The organism is Pseudomonas sp. P4_B4, from assembly GCF_056402255.1.
The window spans coordinates 439,534-461,992 of sequence record NZ_JBFUHS010000001.1 but is presented as its reverse complement, the minus strand read 5'-3'; the positions used below and the strand labels follow the sequence as shown (position 1 = coordinate 461,992).

The window sequence follows — 22,459 nt, the reverse complement described above, 5'->3', positions numbered from 1 at the left end:
CCTCACATCAAGCAGTAAGACTCCCGATCTTCTGCAACGATCTCCCGCTTGGCGTTGTATAGCCTGGCTTCAGGAATGAAGGCAATCGAGCGGCCTTCAAGCACATAACGTTGGCCGGCTTCGAAATGATCGAAGTTGATGGTCAAGTAACATATGCGTTCAGAAGGGCCGCCCATCATGTTCAAGCCCCCGCCACCAGGTACTTCGAAGTCGAAGCGGACGATCAGTTCATGGCTGCCGGGCATAACCTCAAAATAACGCCCGTCGGCCAAGCGCTGTTTATCCAGACGCTCGGCCATCAGCAATTTATCGTTAGGGAAGGGCGTGGAAAATTCGACCCAGGCCATCTTTGGATTAGCCGTCGGCATCGGGCTCTGACAGCCAGCGACAACGCTGGCAGCCAGCAACAGCATCAACCTGTACATGATGAATGTCCCAAGGGGTTATGCATTCAGCATAACGCCGATCAGGAGTGTTGACAGCCCGCAGGCGTGCCTTGGCCAATCACTTTTCGCTGTTGATCGTAGAGTTTCGCCCAAGGCCGAAAGCCGATGTTCCCCGCCTGTAGCCGATAACGCTCGCCCGCGTTGAAGTCGTTGAATTTCACATTCAACTGGCAATCGCGCCACAACGGCTCGGCGTTAGGGCCGATGTTGGTGGGCTGGACCGAGAATTGGTAGCGGACCGTCAGCTCATGGCTACCAGGCTGGACCTGGAAATAGCGTTTATCGTCGGTGGCCTTGTCATCGACCTCCAGCGCTTGCAGCTTCGTATCTTCTTGCTTCGAGTCCAGGTCGATCCAGGCTTGCGCAGGATCAGGGCGGGGTAGTCCGAAATAAGCACAGCCGGCCAGCATCAGCAGGCCTCCTGCCAGTATCATCATGCGCATAGCGGAGCTCCAGTCAGGCGGGATAGTCTTGTGGAAAGACTCTCCAAGGAAGAATTATTGTGATCAGGCCGCTTCCTAGCCTTGGGTTACTTGATCGCGTTTTTCGCGTTTTGTTTCCAGGTGTGTTGTTTTTGTTGCTCAACGGTTGCGCCAGCATCAGCTATTACAACCAACTGGCCAGCGGCCAACTGCAGTTGCTGCGGGCGAGGGAGCCTGTTTCCAGCGTGGTTGCCGACCCGGCGCGCGATCAAAAACTGCGTACACACCTGGAGCAATCGCAAAAGGCCAGAACGTTCGCCAGCCAGCAATTGCACCTGCCGGATAACCAGAGTTACCGCTTGTACGCGGACATTGGGCGCCCCTTCGTCGTCTGGAATGTCTTCGCCACGCCGGAATTTTCCCTAAAACCCGTAAACCACTGCTTCCCCATCGCCGGTTGCGTGGCCTATCGCGGTTACTACAGCCAGAGCGCAGCCCGCGGCGAAGCAGCTTTGCAACGCTTGCAGGGCATGGACGTGTCGATTGGCGGTGTCGAAGCCTATTCGACACTCGGCTGGTTCAACGACCCGATCATCAGTTCGATGATGGGCTGGGGGGATGAGCGACTGGCCACGCTGATCTTTCACGAGCTGGCCCATCAGCGTTTCTATGTGAAGGACGACACGGAGTTCAACGAATCCTTCGCCACCTTCGTCGAGCAGGAAGGTACTCGCCAATGGCGCGCCTACCGCCAACTGCCACCGGATAACAATGCGCAGGCGCGTCAACGCGACCAGTTCACTGAGTTGGTACTCAAGACCCGCACCCGACTGGAAAAGCTCTACACCTTGCCGTTGCCAACCGAACAGATGCGCCAGTGCAAGGCGGCCGAGTTCGAGCGCTTGCGCAGCGAATACCGGCAATTGCGCGACAGTCAGTGGGCCGCAGACAAACGCTACGATGCCTGGATCTATGCCCCCATGAATAATGCCCGGCTATTGCCGTTTGGTTTGTACGACCAATGGGTTCCGGCATTTGCCACGCTGTTCCATCAGGAGGATGGCGACTGGCTCAAGTTTTACGCTGCCGTGGAAAAGCTCGGCGCCTTGCCGACGGACAAGCGCAAGGCCGCGCTGAAAGCATTGGCTGGCGGGGCCGATCAACCAAAGAACCAGTAGCAAACCCCGATCGCGCCCAGCACCCCGGCAAGCTCCGCCAGCAATGCACAACCGACTGCATGTCGTGCGCGCTGGATGCCCACGGCGCCGAAGTACACCGCCAGCACATAGAACGTCGTTTCGGTACTGCCCTGGACCGTTGCCGCCACCAGCGCCGGGAAGCTGTCCACGCCCGAGGTCTTCATTGTTTCGATCAGCATTGCCCGGGCGGCGCTACCCGAGAAGGGTTTGACCATCGCCGTCGGCAGCGCATCGACGAAGCGCGTGTCCCAGCCGGCCCATTCCACCAGATGGCGAATGCCATCCAGACCAAAGTCCAGCGCCCCGGACGCGCGCAGTACGCCCACCGCGCAGAGCATCGCCACCAGGTAGGGCAGCAAGTTCTTGGCGACATCGAAACCCTCTTTGGCTCCTTCAACGAAGGCCTCGTAGACCTTCACTTTGCGCAGCGCGCCGATCAGTAAAAACAGCATGATCAGGCCAAACAGCGTCACGTTGCCGAGGATCGACGACAGGCCGGCCAGCGCAGTCGCCGAAAGGGTCGCCAGCAACGCCATGAAACCACCGAGGGCGAGGGCGCCGGGGATCAGGTAGGCCAGCACCACCGGGTCCCAGATGCGCAGACGCTGCATGAACGCCACCGACAGGAAGCCGACAATGGTCGAGCAACTGGTCGCCAGCAGGATCGGCAGGAACACCAGCGTCGGGTCAGGCGCGCCTTGCTGGGCGCGATACATGAAGATGGTCACGGGCAGCAGGGTCAGCGAGGAGGCGTTGAGCACCAGGAACAGGATCTGTGCGTTGCTGGCGACGGTAGCGCTGGGATTGAGTTCTTGCAGCGCTTTCATGGCCTTGAGGCCGATCGGCGTGGCGGCGTTGTCCAGCCCCAGGCCATTGGCGGCGAAGTTCAGGGTGATCAGGCCGATGGCCGGATGACCCGGCGGGACTTCAGGCATCAGGCGCAAAAACAGTGGCCCCAAGGCCTTGGCCAGCCATTCGACGATCCCGGCCTTCTCGGCAATGCGCAAAAAACCCAGCCAGAGAGTGAGAGTGCCAAACAGCAGCACCATGACTTCGACCGACAGCTTGGCCATGGCAAAAATGCTTTCCACCATCGCCGCGAATATCCCGGCATTGCCACCAATCAGCCACTGGGCCAGCGCCGATACGGCAGCCACGATGAAGAAGCCAAGCCACAGGCCATTGAGCATCAGTCAAATCCCCCCAAAAGATCCGCGAATGATAGCGGGGTGGCCAGAAACGACAAACCCCGGATTTCTCCGGGGTTTGTCTGTGCGATGTTCGCTCCCACAAGGGGTTTTGTGTCAGATCTTGGAGGTTTCACCCACCGGCAGTTTTTCCTTGCTGCGCCAGTGCGGCAGGGAGTTCCAGTAGCGCTGGCCTTTGGCGTCGTCGTACATGCCTTCCCAACGAGCGATAACCAGAACAGCCAGTGCGTTGCCGATCACGTTCAGTGCGGTACGGGCCATGTCCATGACGCGGTCGACGCCAGCAATGAACGCCAGGCCTTCCAGTGGAATACCGACGCTGCCCAGGGTAGCCAGCAGTACCACGAAGGACACGCCCGGTACGCCGGCGATGCCTTTGGAGGTGACCATCAAGGTCAGTACCAGCAGCAGTTGCTGGCTGATCGACAGGTCGATGCCATACAGCTGGGCAATGAAGATTGCCGCGATGCTTTGGTACAGGGTCGAACCGTCGAGGTTGAACGAGTAACCGGTCGGCACCACGAAGCTGCAAATGGCTTTCGGCGCGCCGTAGGCTTCCATCTTCTCGATCACGCGCGGCAGCACGGTTTCGGAGCTGGCGGTGGAGTAGGCCAGTACCAGCTCATCCTTGAAGATGCGCATCAGCTTGATCACCGAGAAGCCGAACAGGCGAGCGATCAGGCCCAGGATCACGAATGCGAAGAAGGCGATGGCGAAGTAAACCAGGATCACCAGTTTGGCCAGCGGTATCAGCGACGCGAAGCCGAAGTTGGCCACAGTCACCGCGATCAGTGCGAACACGCCGATCGGGGCGTAGTTCATGATCATGTGAGTGACCTTGAACATGCTTTCCGATACGCCCTGGAACATCTTCACCAGCGGCTCGCGCAGGTCCGCCTGCAGGCTCGACAAACCGAGACCGAACAATACAGAGAAGAAGATGATCGGCAGCATTTCGCCGCGAACCATGGCCGCAAAGATGTTCGACGGGATCAGGTTGAGGATGGTTTCGATGAACGCGTGTTCATGCTGAACCTCGGCCGCCGTGGCCTGGTACTTGGAAATGTCCACCGTGCCCAGGGTGCTCATGTCGATGCCGGCACCCGGATGGAACAGGTTGGCCAGCAGCAGACCGACCACGATGGCGATGGTGGTGACGATTTCGAAGTAGATGATGGTCTTGAAGCCGATGCGCCCCAGCTTCTTGGCGTCACCGACGCCGGCAATGCCGACGATCAAAGAGGAGATGACGATCGGGATCACGATCATCTTGATCAGACGGATAAAGATATCGCCTGCTGGTTGCAGGACGTTGCTGATCCACCAGGCTTTTTCGGCACTGAAATGGTTGAGCAGCGCACCGATTGCAATCCCCAATACCAGACCGATGAGGATCTGCCAGGCGAGGCTAAGCTTTGCCTTCTTCATATCTTTACCCTTACTTGTTGTTTGACTCAGGGAGATGCGCGAACTGGAACGCTTATGGCGAAAAAGTCTAGTGCATCTGCCCCCCGTATAAGGTGCCCCGGAACGCGTGTTTGCGGCTCTCTGGCAGGCGAAAAAAGGCGCAACTATTCCGATGCAAGGGAGCGCCGTCTAATGCCGTAAACGCCTACCCTATGCCGAATCGGCATGAGGTTTTTTTAGCGAAACGCGCGTCCCAACCGGTTCGAATACGACATTTCGGCAGGCATAAGTGCCGTGAACCGGCCATCACAGAGCAGATTGAATGTTTTTTGAGTAGTGGCCGAGCGTTGATTTTTCAGCAAAATCCCACGGACGAAGCGAAAAATTGCGGCCAAAGAAAGATGATTTTTCTCGATATACGGTCGCTGGTGAAACACCGGGAAAAGTATTTTCCGACGCAACAAGGACAAGGACGAGAAAACAGTGATGAAACCGGGGCGAGCTCTCTATTTCAATGTGTTGCGTGATCAAGCCCTTCGCAAGCCCGCCGAGCCATGGCGGTCCGACGAACTTGCGCAGCAGCTTTTCCTGACCCGGCCCTTGCGCAGGTACTCCCTGTACCCGTAGGTCACTGCGCCCCTGAAACAGGCATAACGTCCCGACCCCTTGGTCATGCGCCGGCCTTCCTCAGGTGGCGCAGGTGGAAAGAGGCGCTGTGGCCTCCTTCGTGTACAAATTCAAATACCCTATCAACAAGCCCTGCATTCGCAGGTCAGGCATGTCGGGGAAACGCCAGCCCGCATGCCATGGCACTACCGCCCAACAGCAGGGCGGCTGCCAGTTTCTTGAACAACCCTCTCATGTCAGCCTCGACCGCGACGGCCAAAGAAGAAGGAGGCAACGAACATCACCAGGAACACGACAAACAGAATCTTGGCGATACCCGTGGCAGTGCCCGCGATACCACCGAAGCCCAATACAGCGGCGATGATGGCGATGATCAGGAATGTGATTGCCCAGCTCAACATGGTGATTCTCCTTACGCTTGTGTTTAGAGGTGCTGCGTTTCCCGGCGCATGGGGTGCGGCGGAAGTTTTGCCTAGAACACCCAACGCTCTTGATGACGCATCTCACCCACAGGCCCGGCCTGGTCGACATCCATCATGCGCATCGGGGTGCTATCGGCCTGACCGCTGCTGACAGCGCTGAAATGGGTTTGGGTCGAATGCGGAATCGACAGGCATGGCGCTTCCGGCTGCCGGCTCTGCTCCCAGCGCAGAAACTGCTGACTGCCGATCAGGGTGATCAACAGCGCCAGAACAGCAAACAGGCCTTGCTGGATATGCGCAGGCGAGAGATGCAGGTGGGCGACACGTTGACGATTCATCCTGGAACTCCTACCACTCGGGACGGTATTCGATAGCGGGCGTTAGTTTTTGAATGCCTTGGTCAACCAGACAATTGCAGAGCGCATGCCAGCTTTGAATCGAATTAATTACCTTTAATATCAATATCTTATGATCATCAAAGAAATCACTTCGCGCGCATCCTGCACGATGCCACTGATGCAGTCGTGCGTATTGCACGATTCGTTTGAAGGAAGACGTAAATTTTTTGAATTGAGAGGAGGGCGCGGATGTCAGAAATTCACGCTGGTCGCTGTCAGAAACCGGGCATCTGTTAAAAGACCCGCAAAATCAGGTGGCTAACCGATACATCGGATGAGAGCTACCCTGCCATGACAGGAATGGCTCAGAATCAATCATGCAACTTGCCCGATTTCTCCGGGACTAAATAAAGATCAGTCATTAAGGAGCGCAGGAAAATGGAATCAGCCACTGAGCATCAAGGCCGCATTCTGCTGGTGGATGATGAGTCCGCCATCCTGCGTACTTTCCGTTATTGCCTCGAAGACGAAGGCTACAGCGTGGCCACCGCCACCAGCGCCGCGCAGGCAGAAGCCCTGTTGCAGCGGCAGGTCTTCGACCTGTGCTTCCTCGATTTGCGTCTGGGTGAAGACAACGGCCTTGATGTGCTGGCCCAGATGCGTATCCAGGCGCCCTGGATGCGGGTGGTGATCGTCACTGCCCACTCGGCCGTCGACACGGCGGTGGATGCGATTCAGGCCGGCGCCGCCGACTATCTGGTCAAACCGTGCAGCCCCGATCAATTGCGGCTGGCAACCACCAAGCAACTGGAAGTGAGGCAACTGTCCGCGCGACTGGAAGCCCTGGAAGGTGAAGTGCGCAAGCCCAAGGATGGTCTGGACTCCCACAGCCCGGCCATGAAAGTGGTACTCGAAACCGCCCGCCAGGTTGCCACGACCGATGCCAATATCCTGATTCTGGGCGAATCCGGTACCGGCAAGGGCGAACTGTCCCAAGCCATTCACGGCTGGAGCAAACGCGCGAAAAAATCCTGCGTCACGATCAACTGCCCGTCGCTGACCACCGAGCTCATGGAGAGCGAACTCTTCGGCCACAGTCGCGGCGCCTTCACCGGTGCCAGCGAAAGCACCTTGGGGCGAGTCAACCAGGCTGACGGCGGAACGCTGTTTCTCGACGAGATCGGCGACTTTCCCCTGACGTTGCAGCCGAAGTTGCTGCGTTTTATTCAGGACAAGGAATATGAGCGCGTCGGTGATCCGGTGACCCGCCGTGCCGATGTGCGCATCCTTGCGGCCACCAACCTCAACCTTGAGGATATGGTCCGCGACGGTCGTTTCCGTGAAGACCTGCTCTATCGCCTGAATGTCATCACCTTGCACCTGCCACCGCTACGCGAACGCCGCGAAGATATTCTCAACCTGGCCGATCGTTTCCTGGCGCGCTTCGTCAAGGAGTACGCCCGTCCCGCGCGCGCCTTCAGCGACGAGGCTCGGGAGGCACTGCTGAGCTATCGCTGGCCGGGCAACATCCGTGAGCTGCGCAACGTGATCGAGCGGGCGAGCATCATCTGTCCACAGGAGCGGGTCGAGATCAGTCATCTGGGCATGGCCGAAACCCCGGTCAACAATGCACCGCACATCGGCGCGGCACTGAGCCTGGAGGAGCTGGAAAAGGCCCACATCGGCGCAGTCCTCGCCACCGCCGACACGCTGGATCAAGCGGCGAAAACCCTGGGCATCGACGCCTCAACGCTGTACCGCAAACGCAAACAGTACAACTTGTGAGCAATAGCCGATGAAACTGGCGCTGAAATTGCGGACCCGGCTTTTCCTGAGCATCTCCGCACTGATCACCGTCGCGTTGCTCGGACTCTTGCTCGGGCTGGTCAGCGTGATGCAGATGGCCGGCAGCCAGGAAGCACTGATCCGCAGTAACTTCATCACCCTGGACCTTGGGCTCAAGCTGCGTCAGACCCTGGGTGATCAACTGATCATCATGCTCAGCGAGAAGCCTGACTCCGCCGCTTTCGCCGCCTCGAAGCAGCATTACTTCGAACTGCTGGAGGAAGGCATCGCCCAGGAGCCGGCAGAAACCGCAAGCGACTACGGCTTCAGAAAAGCCAAAGCCGACTACGAGAGCTTTATCCAGGCTTATGAAACGTCCCCGGACCCGTCGAATGTGCTTAGCAGCCACGACAACCTGACGGAAAAATTCAACGCGCTACGCAATGGTCTGATCGCCGAGCACAAGCGAGCACTGGATAACATCAGCGATACCGAGCGCAAGGCCCGGGAACGGGCACTGCTGATTGCCGGATTGCTTGGCTTGGTGGGGCTGGCGGTGCTGATCATCGGCTTCGTGACCGCGCAGGCCATCGCCCGGCGTTTTGGGGAGCCCATCGAGGCGCTGGCCAAGGCGGCGGACAATATCGGCCAGGGCAATTTCGATGTCACCCTGCCGATCTCTTCGGCGGTGGAACTGAACCAGCTGACCCGGCGTTTCGGGATCATGGCCCAAGCGCTGCGTGAACATCAGGCCACCAATGTCGATGAGCTGCTGGCCGGTCAGCAGCGTTTGCAGGCCGTGCTCGACAGCATCGACGACGGACTGCTGATGATCGACCGTCAGGGTCATCTGGAACACCTTAATCCCGTGGCCCAGCGTCAGTTGGGCTGGGAGTCCGATCGTCTGGGTCAAAGATTGGGTACGGCGCTGGAGCGCCCCGAACTCGATGAGCAACTGCAACTGGTGCTGCGCGGCGGCACGCTGGAACGGGCGCCGGAAGACTTGAGTGTCGAAGTCGACGGCGAGTCGCGACTACTGACCTATAGCCTGACCCCGGTCAGCCATACCCAGGGCCATATTCTCGGTGCCGTGATGGTGCTGCATGACGTCACGGAACAGCGTGCCTTCGAACGGGTACGCAGCGAGTTCGTATTGCGCGCCTCCCATGAATTGCGCACACCGGTCACCGGCATGCACATGGCCTTCGGATTGTTCCGTGAGCGCGCGCACTTTGCCCCGGACTCCCGGGAGGCTGATTTGCTGGACACGGTGAATGAAGAGATGCAGCGGCTGATGCAGTTGATCAATGACCTGTTGAATTTCTCCCGTTACCAGAACGGTTTGCAGAAACTCACCCTGGCGCCGTGTTCCATCGAGGCATTGCTGGAACAGGCTCAGTCACGCTTTGCCACATCGGCCGAAGAGAAGGAAATCAATCTGCTGGTGGAAGTGCAGGGACCTTTGCCGCGGTTACAGGCCGACCAGCCACAACTGGAGCGGGTACTCGACAACTTGCTCGACAACGCCTTGCGTCACACCGGCTCCGGCGGGCGGATACGCTTGCAGGCCCGACGCCATGGTGACCGGGTCATCATCAGTGTCGAGGACAACGGCGAAGGTATTGCCTACGGTCAGCAAGGGCGGATCTTCGAGCCGTTCGTGCAAGTCGGACGCAAAAAGGGCGGGGCCGGGCTCGGCCTGGCGCTGTGCAAGGAAATCGTGCAATTGCATGGCGGGCGGATGGGCGTTTATTCACGGCCAGGGCAGGGTACTCAGTTCTACATGGCGCTGACCGTTTAGGTCACCCTCACGCTTCGTCATCCAGGCGCCGGCCTGCCCGACGCCGCCCCCGGGTAATCAATTCAGTGAACTGCACTGCGCTCAACGCGCGGGCGAACAGCCAGCCCTGGCCGAACTTCACGCCTTCACTGCACAGGAACTCGGCCTGGGCCTCATGTTCGATGCCCTCGGCAATCACCTTCAGATGCAGCGACTGGGCCATGTGAATGATGTGCGGAGCCACACCGCTGCTGGCGGCGTCATGGCCCAGCGCATCAATGAACGCCTTGTCGATTTTCAGGCAATCGACCGGCAGGGTTTGCAAATAGGCGAGGCTGCAATAGCCGGTGCCAAAGTCATCGATCAACACCTGGTGCCCGACATCCCGCAGCGCTTGCAGGTTTTCCCGGGCCACCACCACATCGACCAGCCCCCGCTCGGTGACCTCAAAGGCAATTTGCCGCGCAGCGACGCGGTGCAGGGTCAGCAACCGCGCCATCACCTGGCCGATCCGCGGAACCATCACATCACACGCCGCGAGATTCACCGAGATGTACAGTTGCGGGTTGGCACGCAGCAACTGGCCGAGTTGCTCGAGCAGGCGTTGCAGGACGAAGTCCGTCATCTGGCGAATCTGCCCGGTGTTCTCCGCCATCGGAATGAACAGGTCGGGACTGGTCAGGGTGCCGTCCGGCCTGCGCCAGCGCAGCAGTGCTTCAGCCCCGACACAGTTGCGGCTATCGAGGTCGAAGATCGGTTGATACAGCACCTGCAACTCGCCACGACGAATCGCGCCGGTCAGTTCGGCGTCCAGTGACTGCCGCTGGCGCACCAGCAGAAACACCAGGAACCCAACGCATATGCCCAGCGCGAGGCTGGCCGGCAGCAACCACCACCAGACCGCCGGGATATGCATGCCGGTGCGTGGGCTGATCAACACCAATTGATATTCCGGGTTGTCGGTGGGCATGCGGTATATCAGGCGTGCCTGGGTGATCTGCAGCGCATCACGGTTTCTCGGTGGCCAGGCCTCGGCCGGCGGCCAGACCTGAGAAGCGCCCAGCACCGGAATCGCGCGCGCGCCATGGTCAAGGACCACCAGCAGGCTGCTGCCCGGCGACAGGTCGACCATATCGGTCAAATGCCCGCGAGAGGTCGCCACCCGGAAATTCCCGCGCCCGAGCATCAGCGCGGCGCGGTTTTCATCGGGTTCGGTGGTGGTGTTGAGCCAATAGCTGTAAGTCGGGCCCTTGATGTCTGGCGATCGACTCAGCGACAGCCCTTCCTGGCGAGGGCGATTGGAGCAGATTCGCGAGGAGTCCATGTAGGCGGCTTCGTAGACGAAGCGATAATTGAACGAAACCTGTTGCAAGGTTGCGATCATTTCAGCATCGCAACCGCGCAACGGTTGCGCTTCAAGGTCGTCAAGGCTTTCACGCAGTTGCCCGAAGAGCTGTTCCAGGCGGGCGAGAAAACGTTCACCCTGAGCATTCATTTCTTCGCTTTCGTTTTGCTCGACCTGGTGTATGGCGACGAACAGGCTGCCGGCCATCAATAACGTTGTGCTCAAGACAGTAGACATCAGCCCCAGGAACCAGGGGCGATGGAACCAACTACGGAAGGTCTCTCGAGCAGCGATCATTGTGTAATATCCGAAGGATTACCAATGAGTTATAGCTGCTGATTGGAAAAAAGCCCTGACCGTCGGGCGGGCGTCATTATTTTGTCTGATTCAACACCAAAAGTAGCGCGGCAGTTTGCGCATCCGGAGTGCCATCGAAGCGCGCCGGACGGAAATGCATCTGAAATGCCGCTATCACATGTCGTGTCGCGACATCGAGCTCGCCGGTTTGTGGCGAGGCATAACCCAGACGGGCCAATTGCGCCTGAAACCAACTGATGCTCGGCAACTGTTCGGCGAACAGCATTTGCTGGCGCGCCACCGCCTGTTCATTCGGCCAGAGGCCCAAGCCTTCGGCGGCCAGACGCTTCCAAGGGAACAGCGGCCCCGGGTCCAGCTTGCGCAAGGGTGCAATATCGCTATGGCCGATGATGTCGCGAGGCTTTATGCCGTGACGCTTGCTGATGTCCTTGAGCAACACGATCAACGACTGGACCTGATCTTCTGTGTAGGGATACCACACTCGTCCGGTCGGGGTGTCCTTGAACCCTGGATTGACGATTTCGATACCGATGGAACTGGAGTTCAGCCAGGTCCGGCCATTCCACTCGCTCTCCCCGGCGTGCCAGGCCCGCACATTTTCATCCATCAGCTTGTAGATGGTGGCGCCCTTGTCGTCGCCGATCAGGTAATGGCTGCTGACTTCGCCGCGGGTAAGCAATTGCAACGAACGCTCCAGCGAGGCATTGGTGTAATGCACCACCACAAATTGCACGCGGCTGTCGTAATTGGCCGAAGGGTGGCTGGTGTCGAAACGGGGACCGCTGGCGCAGCCGGCCAGCAGAATCAGTGACGCGATCAGAGCAAAATACTTCATGGGAAGGCAGTACACACAAGACAATAATGCAACAGTGTAACGTAATGCCTGGCGGGCTGACGGCAATCAAACAAAATGGAACAATTGACGATCAGCCCGGCTCCACGCGGTTGCGGCCGGCATTTTTTGCGCGATACAGCGCCTGATCGGCTCTTTTAAGCACTTGATCGCCGTGTTCACCCGGCCTGAACGCTGTCATCCCGATAGACACGGTGATGGTCACCGGCTCTCCCTTGAAGTGGAACGGACAGGCCTCAATGGCGGCACGCAAGCTGTCCAGCAGCTTCAGCCCCGCCGCCGGCACCGTGGATGGCATCAACAGCACAAACTCTTCGCCGCCAAACCGGGCAATGAAATCCGTCCCGCGCAGTCGCTTGCGCAACACGCTGGCGATGATTTTCAGCACTTTGTCACCGGCCAGGTGCCCGTAGTTATCGTTGATGCGCTTGAAATGATCGAGGTCGAGCATGGCCAGCAACAGCGTGTTGCCATGTTGCTGCCATTGTGTGACTTCATGATCCAGGCGCTCGCTCCAGGCCGCACGGTTGGGCAGCCCGGTCAACGGGTCGACCAATGCCTTCTGTCGTTGCTCTTCAAGGTGCTCGCGGTAACCCTGGGCCTCCTGCTCCATATGGGCGACCCGCTCGGCCAGGCTGTGCAGGCGCGCAGCGACCTCTTGCTCGCGCTCATCGCGCTGTTTCTGGTGCTGGTCCATAGTGCCCAGCAAGACTTCGAGATGGTTTTCCAGTACGTGCTTGAGATCTTCCAGGTCCGCGGCTTCCTGCATACTGCTTTGCAGGCCATCGACCTGCTCGCGGATCTGCGTGTCCATCTGCCGCGCCGCCGAACGGTTGTCGGCGTGTCCTGCGGTGGCGGCCTGCAAGTTGCTCTGGAACGATTCGAGACGCTCGTTCAGTCGTTGCAGATAGGCTTCGAACTCATGCTGGCCGCTGTCGGTAATGGCCAGCATCAAGGTGGCGAAGTCGTCGAGGATCGGCAGCAATTCGTACCAGTTCAGACCGTTTTTCAAACGATCGCGCATGGATTCGGCTTGCGGGCGATGACGCTCGGGCAATGTCAGGTCGTCGAGCAGCCCCAGCAGCGTGTCTTCGATGTGGCTGGCCACCGAACTGTAGGAGGGCTCGGGGGAGTCCGGGAGCGCATAGAGAATGTCGTGGTCGGATAGCGCCTGATCAATGGCGGCCACGTCCTGCGTCGGTATCGGAGGTAAAGGCAAGCTATCCGGCGATGCTTGCGCGGTCAGCTCGTCGGGGTTTGTTTCCGGCTCAGGAGGCGTCGCGATGGTTTCCGGGGTCGGTTTCTCGGCCAATTCGACTTCTGCCGCGGCGGCGCTGGCCGGTTGAGGCTCCGCAGCCGGGGGGGCAAAAGCCACCGCTGGCTCGGTCAGCGAGGACTCGCCTTCAACTCGCTCAGCTGCGGGTACCTCGGAGATTGCCGGCTCAATCACGACCGGGGCCGACCCTATGATCGCCGCAGGGTTCTCGGCTACAGGGGCAGCCGGCGCTGCTGCCGGCTGCGAGGCAAAGGCCAGGGCAGGAGAAGTAGCCGCTGAATCCACCGTCTCCTGCGCTTCACGACCGCCGAACAACCGCTGCAGCAAGCCCGGCCGGCCGTTCTCCGCCGGGGTCTCCAGCTGGCTCAGGGCCTTGCCCTGCAGGCCACTCAGCTCGCTGAGCAGCAAGGGTATCTCACGTGCCTGACTGACCCGCGCATCCAGCTGCTTGGCGAAACTCTTGAGTGGCCGACTCACCTCCCGTGGCAACGGCAATGTTTGCAGTTGCGTGACCAGCGCAGTCAGGGCAGCACTGGTCTGGTTGACCCGGGTTTCCCGACGCTGTTCGGAGTCGAGCACGGCTTTTTCCAGACGCGGAATCAGCGCGGCCAGGCCGACGTCCATGTCGTCGGTACGCACGACCTCGCGCATTTCCTTCATGCATTGGTCAACGGCGCGGTCAGTACCTTCCGCCGCCAGGGTGCTGCGCACCAGCCCGCGACGCAGCAAGTCGAGTCGCGCGTCCCAGCGACGTTCGAGCTTTTCCTGTTGTTCTATGCTTTTGAGGTATTTCTCTTTCCAGCGCTGTGCTTCGTCGCTCATTCATGGGTTCCGCGAAGGGCAGGACTCAACGCGGGCAATGCATCGGCCGTGAGCGAACCCGGCAAACGAATCTCTACCGCGACCGGCAGGTGATCGGAAATGGGCTGTGCCAGCACCTCGACCTTTTCCAGGGTCAGGCTCGGGCTCAGCAGGATATGGTCCAGGCAGCGCTGTGGGCGCCAGCTGGGAAACGTCGCTTCCAGTTGTGGCGCAAGCAGACCGAGATCGCGCAACGCGGAGTTGTGCAGCAGGTCACTGGCATGGGTATTCATGTCGCCCATCAGTACCTGGTGTTTGTAATCGCCAATCAGATCGCGGATGTAGGCCAGTTGCAGGCTGCGCGCACGGGCGCCCAACGCCAGGTGCATCATGACCACCACCAGCGCTTCCGGACCTTCGCCGAACCGTACCAGAATGGCTCCGCGCCCCTTTGGCCCCGGCAACGGATGATCTTCAATTGCCCACGGGCGCAATCGGCTGAGCACGCCATTGCTGTGCTGGGCCAGGCGACCGAGATTGCGATTGAGTTGTTGATACCAGTAGGGAAAAGCGCCGAGCTGGGCCAGGTGTTCGACCTGATTGACGTAGCCTGACCGCAGGCTGCCGCCATCGGCCTCTTGCAAGGCGACCAGATCGAAGTCGCCCAGCAGATTGCCGATTTTCTGCAGATTATCGGCACGCCCGGTGTGCGGCAGCAGATGCTGCCAGCCCCGGGTCAGGTAATGCCGATAGCGCTCGGTACTGATGCCGACCTGGATATTGAAACTGAGCAAGCGCAGACGACTGTCTGCGGGCAGGCCCGTGGACTCCAGATGATGCTCGTTGACCCGCGGATCATGCAGGCCAACGATGCGTTCAGTACCCCATCGGCGCATGGCAGTGACTGCCCTTAGTTGGCGGCAGCCTTGTTAGCCGCTCGCTCTTTGTCGATCAGTTTGTCGGCCAGTTGCAGGGCCTGTTCGGCACCGCCGGCAGAACCCACGTCAAAGCGATACTTGCCGTTGACGATCATGGTTGGAACGCCGGAGATCTCATACTTCTTGGCCAGCTCACGAGCCTTGACGATCTGACCCTTGATAGCGAAAGAGTCGAAAGTCGCGAGGAACTTGTCCTTGTCCACGCCTTGGGTAGCGAGGAAGTCGGCCATGTCATCCTTGTCGGTCAGTTTCTTGTGTTCTTTCTGAATCGCGTTGAACACCGCGGCGTGAACGTTGTGCTCGACACCCATGGCTTCAAGGGTTAGAAACATCTGACCGTGTGCGTCCCACGGGCCGCCGAACATGGCTGGAATGCGCACGAAGTTCACGTCCGAAGGCAGCTTCTCGACCCACGGATTGATCACTGGCTCGAAGGCGTAGCAATGCGGGCAGCCGTACCAGAACAGCTCTACCACTTCGATCTTGCCAGGCACGGCGACCGGAACCGGATTGCTCAGCTCGACATAAGGTGCGGCGGGGGCGTCAGCGGCCTGGGCAGTCATGCCGAACAGGCTGGCAGCGGCAAAAACGGCGCTGATGATCAGATTACGCATGCTTTACTCCTGGACAAATTTTATCGCCTCGCGCGACTTGTTATCAGACAGATCCTGGCGGGTTTGAGTTCTGTAGTGTAGCGGCAGCGGCCACAAAAAAGGGCGGCCAAGGCCACCCTTTTTATACTTGCTGTGACGGATTAATCGAGCGTTAACGTTGCAGGCGATAAGCACCCCGTTCAACGCCCGATCCGCCGACCTTAGTGCAAGCCTTGAATGTAGCTGGACACCGCGGCGATGTCTTCGTCGCTCAGCTTTTTGGCAATGGTCTGCATGGGTTTGGTATCGCCATCGTTGTTGCGGCCGCCCTCTTCCTTGCGGAAATCGATCAGTTGCTTGCCGACGTATTGAGAGTGCTGACCACCCAGGTGCGGGAAACCGGCAGCCGCGTTACCTGCGCCATTTGGCGAGTGGCAACCGGTGCAGGCTGGCAGGCCCTTGGCCAGGTCACCACCACGGAACAGGGCTTCACCGCGAGCTACGACTTTCGGGTCAGCGGCACCGACGCTGCCTTTCTGGCTGGCGAAGTAGGCGGCGATGTCCGCCAGATCCTGATCGCTCAGGTTGGTCAGCAGACCGGTCATTTCCAGAACGGTGCGCTTGCCCGACTTGATGTCGTGCAATTGCTTGGTCAGGTAGCGTTCACCCTGACCCGCCAGTTTCGGAAAGTTTGGCGCCATGCTGTTGCCATCCGGGCCGTGGCAGGCGCCACATACGGCGGCTTTGGCCTGGCCGGCTTTTGCATCACCCGGTTGTACTGCCTCACCTGCAGCATGGGCCATGCCGGAGATGCCCACGGTCAACAGCAGACTCACGATCAATTTCTTCATCAGCTAATCCAACTACGGCTAAGGGTTAAGAGTTATGGACCGGGCTTACTCGCTCATCCAAAGGATGGTGGCTTGGTAATCCTCGGCACTGCAGTCCATGCACAAACCACGCGGCGGCATCGCCTTGAAACCCTGGGTCACGTGTTGCACCAGCGTCTCCATACCTTTCGCCAACCTCGGCGTCCAAGCTTCCTGATCGCCCTTTTTCGGCGCCATGGGGAGTTGGCCGGAATGACAGGCACCACAAACACGGTTGTACACAGCTTCCGGATCCTGTGTAGCCTGAGCGCTGTAAAGCGGCATCAAGACACCGGCAGCTAGCAGCCATTTCGTCATAAAACGACCTTTTCAGGGTTGAGAGCGAGCTGCGTTCTAGTGCGCAATCAAGGTCTGTCGCTCTCGTGAACTTCATCCTACGCTGGGACAAAGCGCACACAAAATCTGCGGCATTATATACTGGCGTCACTGAAACGGAAGCGACACTGCTTGCCGCACCCATTCCTGGCGCCGCCCACATCGGAAATCCCATGCAACTCAAGAATCCCATTCTCGGTCTGTGCCAACAGTCCACCTTCATGCTCAGCGCCGCCAAAGTCGACCAATGTCCGGATGACGAAGGCTTCGAAGTCGCCTTCGCCGGGCGTTCCAACGCCGGCAAGTCGAGTGCCTTGAACACCCTGACCCACGCCAGCCTGGCGCGCACCTCGAAAACCCCGGGGCGCACACAGCTGTTGAACTTCTTCAAGCTAGACGATGAACGCCGTCTGGTCGACCTGCCGGGCTACGGTTATGCAAAAGTACCGATCCCGCTCAAGCAACACTGGCAGCGTCACCTGGAGGCATATCTGGGTGGTCGCGAGAGTTTGAAAGGTCTGATCCTGATGATGGACATCCGCCATCCGATGACCGATTTCGACCTGCTGATGCTCGACTGGGCCGTAGCTGCCGGCATGCCGATGCACATTCTGCTGACCAAAGCGGACAAGCTGACCTATGGCGCGGCCAAGAACACGCTGCTCAAGGTTCAGACGGAAATCCGCAAGGGCTGGGGCGATCTCGTGACAATCCAGCTGTTTTCGGCCCCGAAACGCATGGGCCTGGAAGATGCCTACACCGTACTGGCTGGCTGGATGGAACTGGCGGACAAGGGTGCCGAAGCAGAAGCTCAGTAAGTGCCGAAAACTGCCTGCGGCGCACTCAGGCAGTTTTCTCGGGGCAAAAAAAACCCCGGGCTTCATATGGGGAGGGAGAAGTTCCGGGGTTCAAGCTCTAGACCGCTAGGGCGGGGTCCAGATATCTGCCAACACTTAACACAACATAGGAGCATCGAAGGGCTTCACCAGCCATTCAGTAACTCTGAGTGGTGGTTCGCAAGATTAGTTCAGATTTTTTTCAAATAGCTTTGAAATAACTCTAATAGCTTTCCGGACTAAGCTGTTTGCGCCCTTCTGCCGCGGCACTATGCCGCAGCAGAACACGACAATTTTCTGTAGGAGCGAGCTTGCTCCGGGCGGCGTTCCGACGATGGAATATCAGTCGAAATCGATGTGTCTGACACTCCATCGCGAGCAAGCTCGCTCCTACAAGAAGGCTCAGTGAGCCTCATCCCAGTTATTTCCAACACCCACTTCGACCAGCAACGGCACATCCAGTTTCGCCGCCTCGCTCATGTGCACGCGAACTTCATCGCGAACCTGGTCGATCAGGTCTTCACGCACCTCGAGCACCAGTTCATCGTGCACCTGCAAGATGACTTTGGCGTCGAGGCCAGACATGGTCAGCCAGTTATCCACCGCGACCATGGCTTTCTTGATGATGTCCGCAGCGGTGCCTTGCATCGGTGCGTTGATCGCCGTGCGTTCGGCGGCGGCGCGCTCTTGCGGCTTGTTGGAGTTGATGTCCGGCAGGTACAGGCGACGGCCGAAGAACGTCTCGACATAACCTTGCTCGGCGGCCTGGGCACGCGTGCGGTCCATGTACTGGCGAACGCCGGGGTACCGGGCGAAGTAGGTATCGATGTAGGCCTTGGCGGTCTTGGTGTCGACGCCGATGTCCTTGCCGAGCTTCTGCGCACCCATGCCATAGATCAGGCCGAAGTTGATCGCCTTGGCGCTGCGGCGCTGGTTGGAGGTCACGTCGGCCAGTTCGACCTTGAACACTTCGGCGGCGGTCGCGGTGTGTACGTCCAGATTGTGGCGGAAGGCGTTCATCAGCCCTTCATCCCGGGACAAGTGCGCCATGATCCGCAGTTCGATCTGCGAATAGTCCGCCGCCAGCAGCTTGTAACCGGCCGGGGCCACGAACGCCTGGCGGATGCGACGCCCTTCGGCGGTGCGCACCGGGATGTTCTGCAGGTTCGGATCGCTGGAGGACAGCCGCCCGGTGGACGCCACGGCCTGGTGATACGAGGTATGAATCCGCCCGGTACGCGGGTTGATCTGCTCCGGCAGGCGGTCGGTATAGGTGCTTTTCAGCTTGCTCATGGAGCGGTATTCCATGAGCACCTTGGGCAATCGATAGTCGTCTTCTGCCAGCTTGGCCAGCACTTCTTCGGCGGTGGACGGCTGGCCCTTGGCGGTTTTTTTCAATACCGGCAGGCCGAGCTTCTCGTAAAGGATCACACCAAGTTGCTTGGGCGAACCGAGGTTGAATTCCTCGCCGGCAATCTCGAAGGCTTCACGCTCCAGCGCCACCATCTTGTCGCCCAGTTCGATGCTTTGCACGCCCAGCAAGGCGGCGTCAACGAACGCGCCCTGGCGCTCGATACGCGCCAATACCGGTACCAACGGGATTTCGATGTCTGTCAGCACACTGGCCAGACTCGGAATGGCCGAGAGCTTTTCGAACAGGGTCTGGTGCAGACGCAAGGTGATATCCGCATCTTCGGCGGCGTAAGGCCCGGCCTGCTCCAGGGCGATCTGATCAAACGTCAGCTGCTTCACACCTTTGCCAGCGATGTCCTGGAAACTCACCGTGGTGTGGTCCAGATACTTCTGCGCCAGGCTGTCCATGTCATGGCGCGTGGCCGTGGAATTGAGCACGTATGACTCAAGCATTGTGTCGAAGGCGATGCCACGCACGGTAATGCCGTTGTCCTGATCGCCGCCGATGGCGCAGTTGGCCAGGATGTTCATGTCGAACTTGGCGTGCTGGCCGACTTTGAGCTTGTTCGGGTCTTCCAGAATCGGCTTGAGTGCGCGCAGGACTGTGTCGCGGTCCAGCTGATGCGGCACGCCGATGTAGGAATGGGTCAACGGGATGTAGGCCGCCTCGTTAGCCTGAACCGCGAACGACAGGCCCACCAGTTGCGCCTGCTGCGCATCGATGCCGGTGGTTTCGGTGTCGAAGGCAAACAGCTTGGCGTTGTTCAGTTTTTCCAGCCAGGCATCGAACCGCGCCTGATCGAGGATGGTTTCATAGGCGGCTTCAGCAGCGGCGACCGGCGCTTCGGCCTCTGCTTCGCTGAACAGATCCGCGGCCGGTGCAGGCTCGGCGGCAGCACTCAGTTCCAGGCGTTTGGCGTCGCGATCAAGGTCGTTCAGCCAGCTCTTGAATTCCAGCAGGGTGTACAGCTCGTAGAGTTTGGCCGGATCTTCAGGACCCATTTGCAAGTCGTCGAGCCCAACGTCCAGCGGCACGTCGACCTTGATGGTCGCCAGCTGATAGGAAAGGAAAGCCATTTCCTTGTGCTCTTCGAGCTTGGCCGGCAGGGTCTTGGCGCCGCGAATCGGCAGGGTCGGCACGATGTCGAGCTGCGCATAGAGCTCGGTCAGGCCGCCGTTCACACCGACCAGCAGGCCGGAAGCCGTCTTCGGACCGATGCCCGGAACACCCGGAATGTTGTCGGAAGAATCGCCCATGAGCGCCAGATAATCGATGATCTGCTCCGGAGCGACGCCGAATTTCTCCTTCACGCCCTCCACGTCCATGCTGCTACCGGTCATGGTGTTGACCAAGGTAATGTGACCGTCGACCAGTTGCGCCATGTCCTTGTCACCGGTGGAGATGATCACCGGACGATCCGCCGCCGCGCTGCTGCGGGCCAGGGTGCCGATCACGTCATCGGCCTCGACGCCCTCTACGCACAGCAGCGGGAAGCCCAGGGCGATCACGCTCTGGTGCAGCGGCTCGATCTGCACGCGCATGTCGTCGGGCATGCTCGGACGGTTGGCCTTGTATTCGGCGTACATGTCATCGCGAAAAGTCCCACCTTTGGCGTCGAACACCACAGCGAACGGACTGTCCGGATATTGCTTGCGCAGGCTCTTGAGCATGTTCAAGACGCCCTTGACCGCGCCGGTCGGCAGACCTTTGGACGTGGTCAGCGGTGGCAGCGCGTGAAAGGCGCGGTACAGGTAAGAAGAACCGTCCACCAGGACGAGGGGGGCTTGGCTCATGAGCAGGATCAACCTTTTCGGCGGGTCCGGCGCTAGAATAGCGGGACCGTTGACGACAAAGGGACAAGGTTATCATGCGCACACTAAATCGCCTGTTGCTGGCTGGCTTGTTTGCAATCACACCACTGGCCGTCATGGCGGCGGACGATGCGCCGACACCCGAGCCGGAAGTCACGATCCGCACGGAAGGGGATAAAGTCATTCAGGAGTACCGCCAAAACGGTTTTCTGTATGCCATCAAAGTCACGCCCAAGGGCGGAAAGCCATACTTTCTGGTGCGTGCGGACGGTACAGATGCAAACTACATCCGCTCGGATTACCCGGATATGCTGATTCCGGCGTGGAAGATCTTTGAGTGGAAATAGTTTCCTAATTTCAATTGGCGCTGGCTCACGAGCGGCGCCCGTACTGGCAGTTTAAACATGTCTGTGTTCACCCCCCTGGCTCGGCCCGAGCTGGAAGCTTTTCTCGCCCCTTATGGCCTCGGCCGCCTGCTTGATTTCCAGGGGATTGCCGCCGGTAGCGAAAACACCAATTTCTTTATCAGCCTGGAGCAGGGCGAATTTGTCCTGACCCTGATCGAGCGCGGTCCGGTTCAGGAAATGCCGTTCTTCATCGAACTGCTCGACGTGCTGCACGGTGCCAACCTGCCGGTGCCTTACGCCTTGCGCACCACAGACGGCGTGGCCTTACGCGAACTGGCGGGCAAACCTGCGCTGCTGCAACCTCGCCTGGCCGGCAAGCACATCCAGCAAGCCAACGCACAGCATTGCGCGCAGGTGGGTGAGTTGCTCGGCCATCTGCACCTGGCGACCCAGGCCAATATGATCAAGCGCAAAACCGATCGCGGCCTGGACTGGATGCTGGAAGAGGGTACGCAGTTCCTGTCGCATCTCAGTGCCGAGCAGAAAGACCTGCTGCAACGGGCGTTGGAAGAAATCACCCGGCAGAAAGAAAAAATCCTGGCACTGCCGCGGGCGAACATTCACGCCGATCTGTTCCGCGACAACGCGATGTTCGAAGGCACGCACCTGACCGGACTGATCGATTTCTACAACGCCTGCTCCGGGCCGATGCTCTACGACGTGGCGATTGCCTTGAACGACTGGTGCTCGGACGATGATGGCGTGATCGATGGACCGCGAGCGCGGGCCTTGCTGGGCGCTTACGCGGCCTTGCGACCGTTCACCGCTGCCGAAGCCGAACTGTGGCCGACCATGCTGCGGGTAGCTTGCGTACGGTTCTGGTTGTCACGCTTGATCGCGGCGGAGTCGTTCGCCGGGCAGGATGTGCTGATTCACGATCCGATGGAGTTCCAGCTGCGCCTGGCGCAGCGGCAGACGGTCAATACGCCGTTGCCTTTCGCTCTTTAAAAATTGTGGCGAGGGGGCTTGTTGGAGCGCGCAGCGCTCCCATGCGATCTATCAAGCAGATCCATGGGGGCCGCTTCGCT

20 protein-coding genes are annotated in these 22,459 nt (G+C 59.3%); 6 read left to right on the top strand and 14 right to left on the bottom strand.

Annotated features, from left to right (window positions below; translation table 11 throughout):
- Nucleotides 1-2: 2 nt before the first annotated feature.
- Together AC1DVE_RS02185 and AC1DVE_RS02180 are read right to left on the bottom strand one after the other, a co-directional pair.
- Complete coding sequence (locus tag AC1DVE_RS02185) at nucleotides 3-425, bottom strand: PA0061/PA0062 family lipoprotein (RefSeq protein WP_223455027.1); 423 nt, start codon at nucleotides 423-425, stop codon at nucleotides 3-5.
- Between the two features lie 41 nt (nucleotides 426-466).
- Entirely contained in the window at nucleotides 467-889 is a 423-nt protein-coding gene (locus AC1DVE_RS02180; RefSeq protein ID WP_223455029.1) for a PA0061/PA0062 family lipoprotein, read from the bottom strand.
- A gap of 59 nt (nucleotides 890-948) precedes the next feature.
- Between AC1DVE_RS02180 and AC1DVE_RS02175 the strand changes: the two genes are divergently transcribed.
- Entirely contained in the window at nucleotides 949-2,046 is a 1,098-nt protein-coding gene (locus AC1DVE_RS02175) for an aminopeptidase (RefSeq protein ID WP_223455031.1), read from the top strand.
- Here AC1DVE_RS02175 and AC1DVE_RS02170 read toward each other — a convergent pair.
- From AC1DVE_RS02170 to AC1DVE_RS02155, 4 genes are all read right to left on the bottom strand, one after another.
- Complete coding sequence (locus AC1DVE_RS02170) at nucleotides 2,028-3,257, bottom strand: nucleoside recognition domain-containing protein (protein WP_223443495.1); 1,230 nt, start codon at nucleotides 3,255-3,257, stop codon at nucleotides 2,028-2,030. The two genes, AC1DVE_RS02175 and AC1DVE_RS02170, sit on opposite strands and share 19 nt — an antisense overlap.
- A gap of 114 nt (nucleotides 3,258-3,371) precedes the next feature.
- Nucleotides 3,372-4,703 (bottom strand): glutamate/aspartate:proton symporter GltP, encoded by a 1,332-nt coding sequence (gene gltP / locus AC1DVE_RS02165; RefSeq protein WP_223531960.1) that lies wholly within the window; start codon nucleotides 4,701-4,703, stop codon nucleotides 3,372-3,374.
- A gap of 842 nt (nucleotides 4,704-5,545) precedes the next feature.
- Complete coding sequence (locus AC1DVE_RS02160) at nucleotides 5,546-5,710, bottom strand: DUF1328 domain-containing protein (protein WP_008002172.1); 165 nt, start codon at nucleotides 5,708-5,710, stop codon at nucleotides 5,546-5,548.
- A gap of 71 nt (nucleotides 5,711-5,781) precedes the next feature.
- A complete protein-coding gene (locus AC1DVE_RS02155) occupies nucleotides 5,782-6,069 on the bottom strand; it encodes a hypothetical protein (protein WP_223455035.1) in 288 nt (95 codons plus the stop codon).
- Nucleotides 6,070-6,507: 438 nt separating this feature from the next.
- On the opposite strand from AC1DVE_RS02155, the gene algB reads away from it, so the two are divergent.
- Nucleotides 6,508-7,854, top strand: coding sequence for a sigma-54-dependent response regulator transcription factor AlgB (gene algB, locus AC1DVE_RS02150; RefSeq protein ID WP_223455037.1), 1,347 nt, complete (start codon nucleotides 6,508-6,510; stop codon nucleotides 7,852-7,854).
- 10 nt (nucleotides 7,855-7,864) lie between these two features.
- Nucleotides 7,865-9,655, top strand: a complete 1,791-nt coding sequence (locus AC1DVE_RS02145; protein WP_223455039.1) for a KinB sensor domain-containing domain — start codon at nucleotides 7,865-7,867, stop codon at nucleotides 9,653-9,655.
- Nucleotides 9,656-9,662: 7 nt separating this feature from the next.
- Here the strand turns inward: AC1DVE_RS02145 and AC1DVE_RS02140 are convergent, their stop codons facing one another.
- The 7 genes from AC1DVE_RS02140 to AC1DVE_RS02110 form a co-directional block, all read right to left on the bottom strand.
- The gene (locus AC1DVE_RS02140) at nucleotides 9,663-11,276 is read right to left on the bottom strand and encodes an EAL domain-containing protein (RefSeq protein ID WP_223455041.1); all 1,614 of its coding nucleotides are present in this window, start codon (nucleotides 11,274-11,276) and stop codon (nucleotides 9,663-9,665) included.
- Nucleotides 11,277-11,352: 76 nt separating this feature from the next.
- Nucleotides 11,353-12,132, bottom strand: a complete 780-nt coding sequence (locus AC1DVE_RS02135; protein WP_223531964.1) for an N-acetylmuramoyl-L-alanine amidase — start codon at nucleotides 12,130-12,132, stop codon at nucleotides 11,353-11,355.
- Between the two features lie 91 nt (nucleotides 12,133-12,223).
- Entirely contained in the window at nucleotides 12,224-14,248 is a 2,025-nt protein-coding gene (locus AC1DVE_RS02130) for a GGDEF domain-containing protein (protein WP_477783686.1), read from the bottom strand.
- Complete coding sequence (locus AC1DVE_RS02125; RefSeq protein WP_223455047.1) at nucleotides 14,245-15,123, bottom strand: endonuclease/exonuclease/phosphatase family protein; 879 nt, start codon at nucleotides 15,121-15,123, stop codon at nucleotides 14,245-14,247. The genes AC1DVE_RS02130 and AC1DVE_RS02125 overlap by 4 nt, the downstream gene beginning before the upstream one ends.
- A 14-nt stretch (nucleotides 15,124-15,137) precedes the next feature.
- Complete coding sequence (locus tag AC1DVE_RS02120) at nucleotides 15,138-15,779, bottom strand: thiol:disulfide interchange protein DsbA/DsbL (protein ID WP_008045826.1); 642 nt, start codon at nucleotides 15,777-15,779, stop codon at nucleotides 15,138-15,140.
- Nucleotides 15,780-15,979: 200 nt separating this feature from the next.
- Complete coding sequence (locus AC1DVE_RS02115) at nucleotides 15,980-16,609, bottom strand: c-type cytochrome (RefSeq protein ID WP_223455049.1); 630 nt, start codon at nucleotides 16,607-16,609, stop codon at nucleotides 15,980-15,982.
- A gap of 45 nt (nucleotides 16,610-16,654) precedes the next feature.
- A complete protein-coding gene (locus AC1DVE_RS02110) occupies nucleotides 16,655-16,945 on the bottom strand; it encodes a c-type cytochrome (protein ID WP_223455051.1) in 291 nt (96 codons plus the stop codon).
- A gap of 191 nt (nucleotides 16,946-17,136) precedes the next feature.
- Here AC1DVE_RS02110 and yihA point away from each other — a divergent pair, with 191 nt between their 5' ends.
- Nucleotides 17,137-17,781: a ribosome biogenesis GTP-binding protein YihA/YsxC gene (gene yihA / locus AC1DVE_RS02105; protein ID WP_223455052.1), complete on the top strand. Its 645-nt coding sequence runs from the start codon at nucleotides 17,137-17,139 to the stop codon at nucleotides 17,779-17,781.
- A 420-nt stretch (nucleotides 17,782-18,201) separates the two neighbouring features.
- Here yihA and polA read toward each other — a convergent pair whose 3' ends face one another.
- Entirely contained in the window at nucleotides 18,202-21,006 is a 2,805-nt protein-coding gene (polA, locus tag AC1DVE_RS02100) for a DNA polymerase I (RefSeq protein ID WP_223531966.1), read from the bottom strand.
- Between the two features lie 74 nt (nucleotides 21,007-21,080).
- Here polA and AC1DVE_RS02095 point away from each other — a divergent pair, with 74 nt between their 5' ends.
- Entirely contained in the window at nucleotides 21,081-21,371 is a 291-nt protein-coding gene (locus AC1DVE_RS02095; RefSeq protein ID WP_223455056.1) for a DUF2782 domain-containing protein, read from the top strand.
- A gap of 57 nt (nucleotides 21,372-21,428) precedes the next feature.
- The gene (locus AC1DVE_RS02090) at nucleotides 21,429-22,379 is read left to right on the top strand and encodes a homoserine kinase (protein ID WP_223455058.1); all 951 of its coding nucleotides are present in this window, start codon (nucleotides 21,429-21,431) and stop codon (nucleotides 22,377-22,379) included.
- Nucleotides 22,380-22,459: the final 80 nt, after the last annotated feature.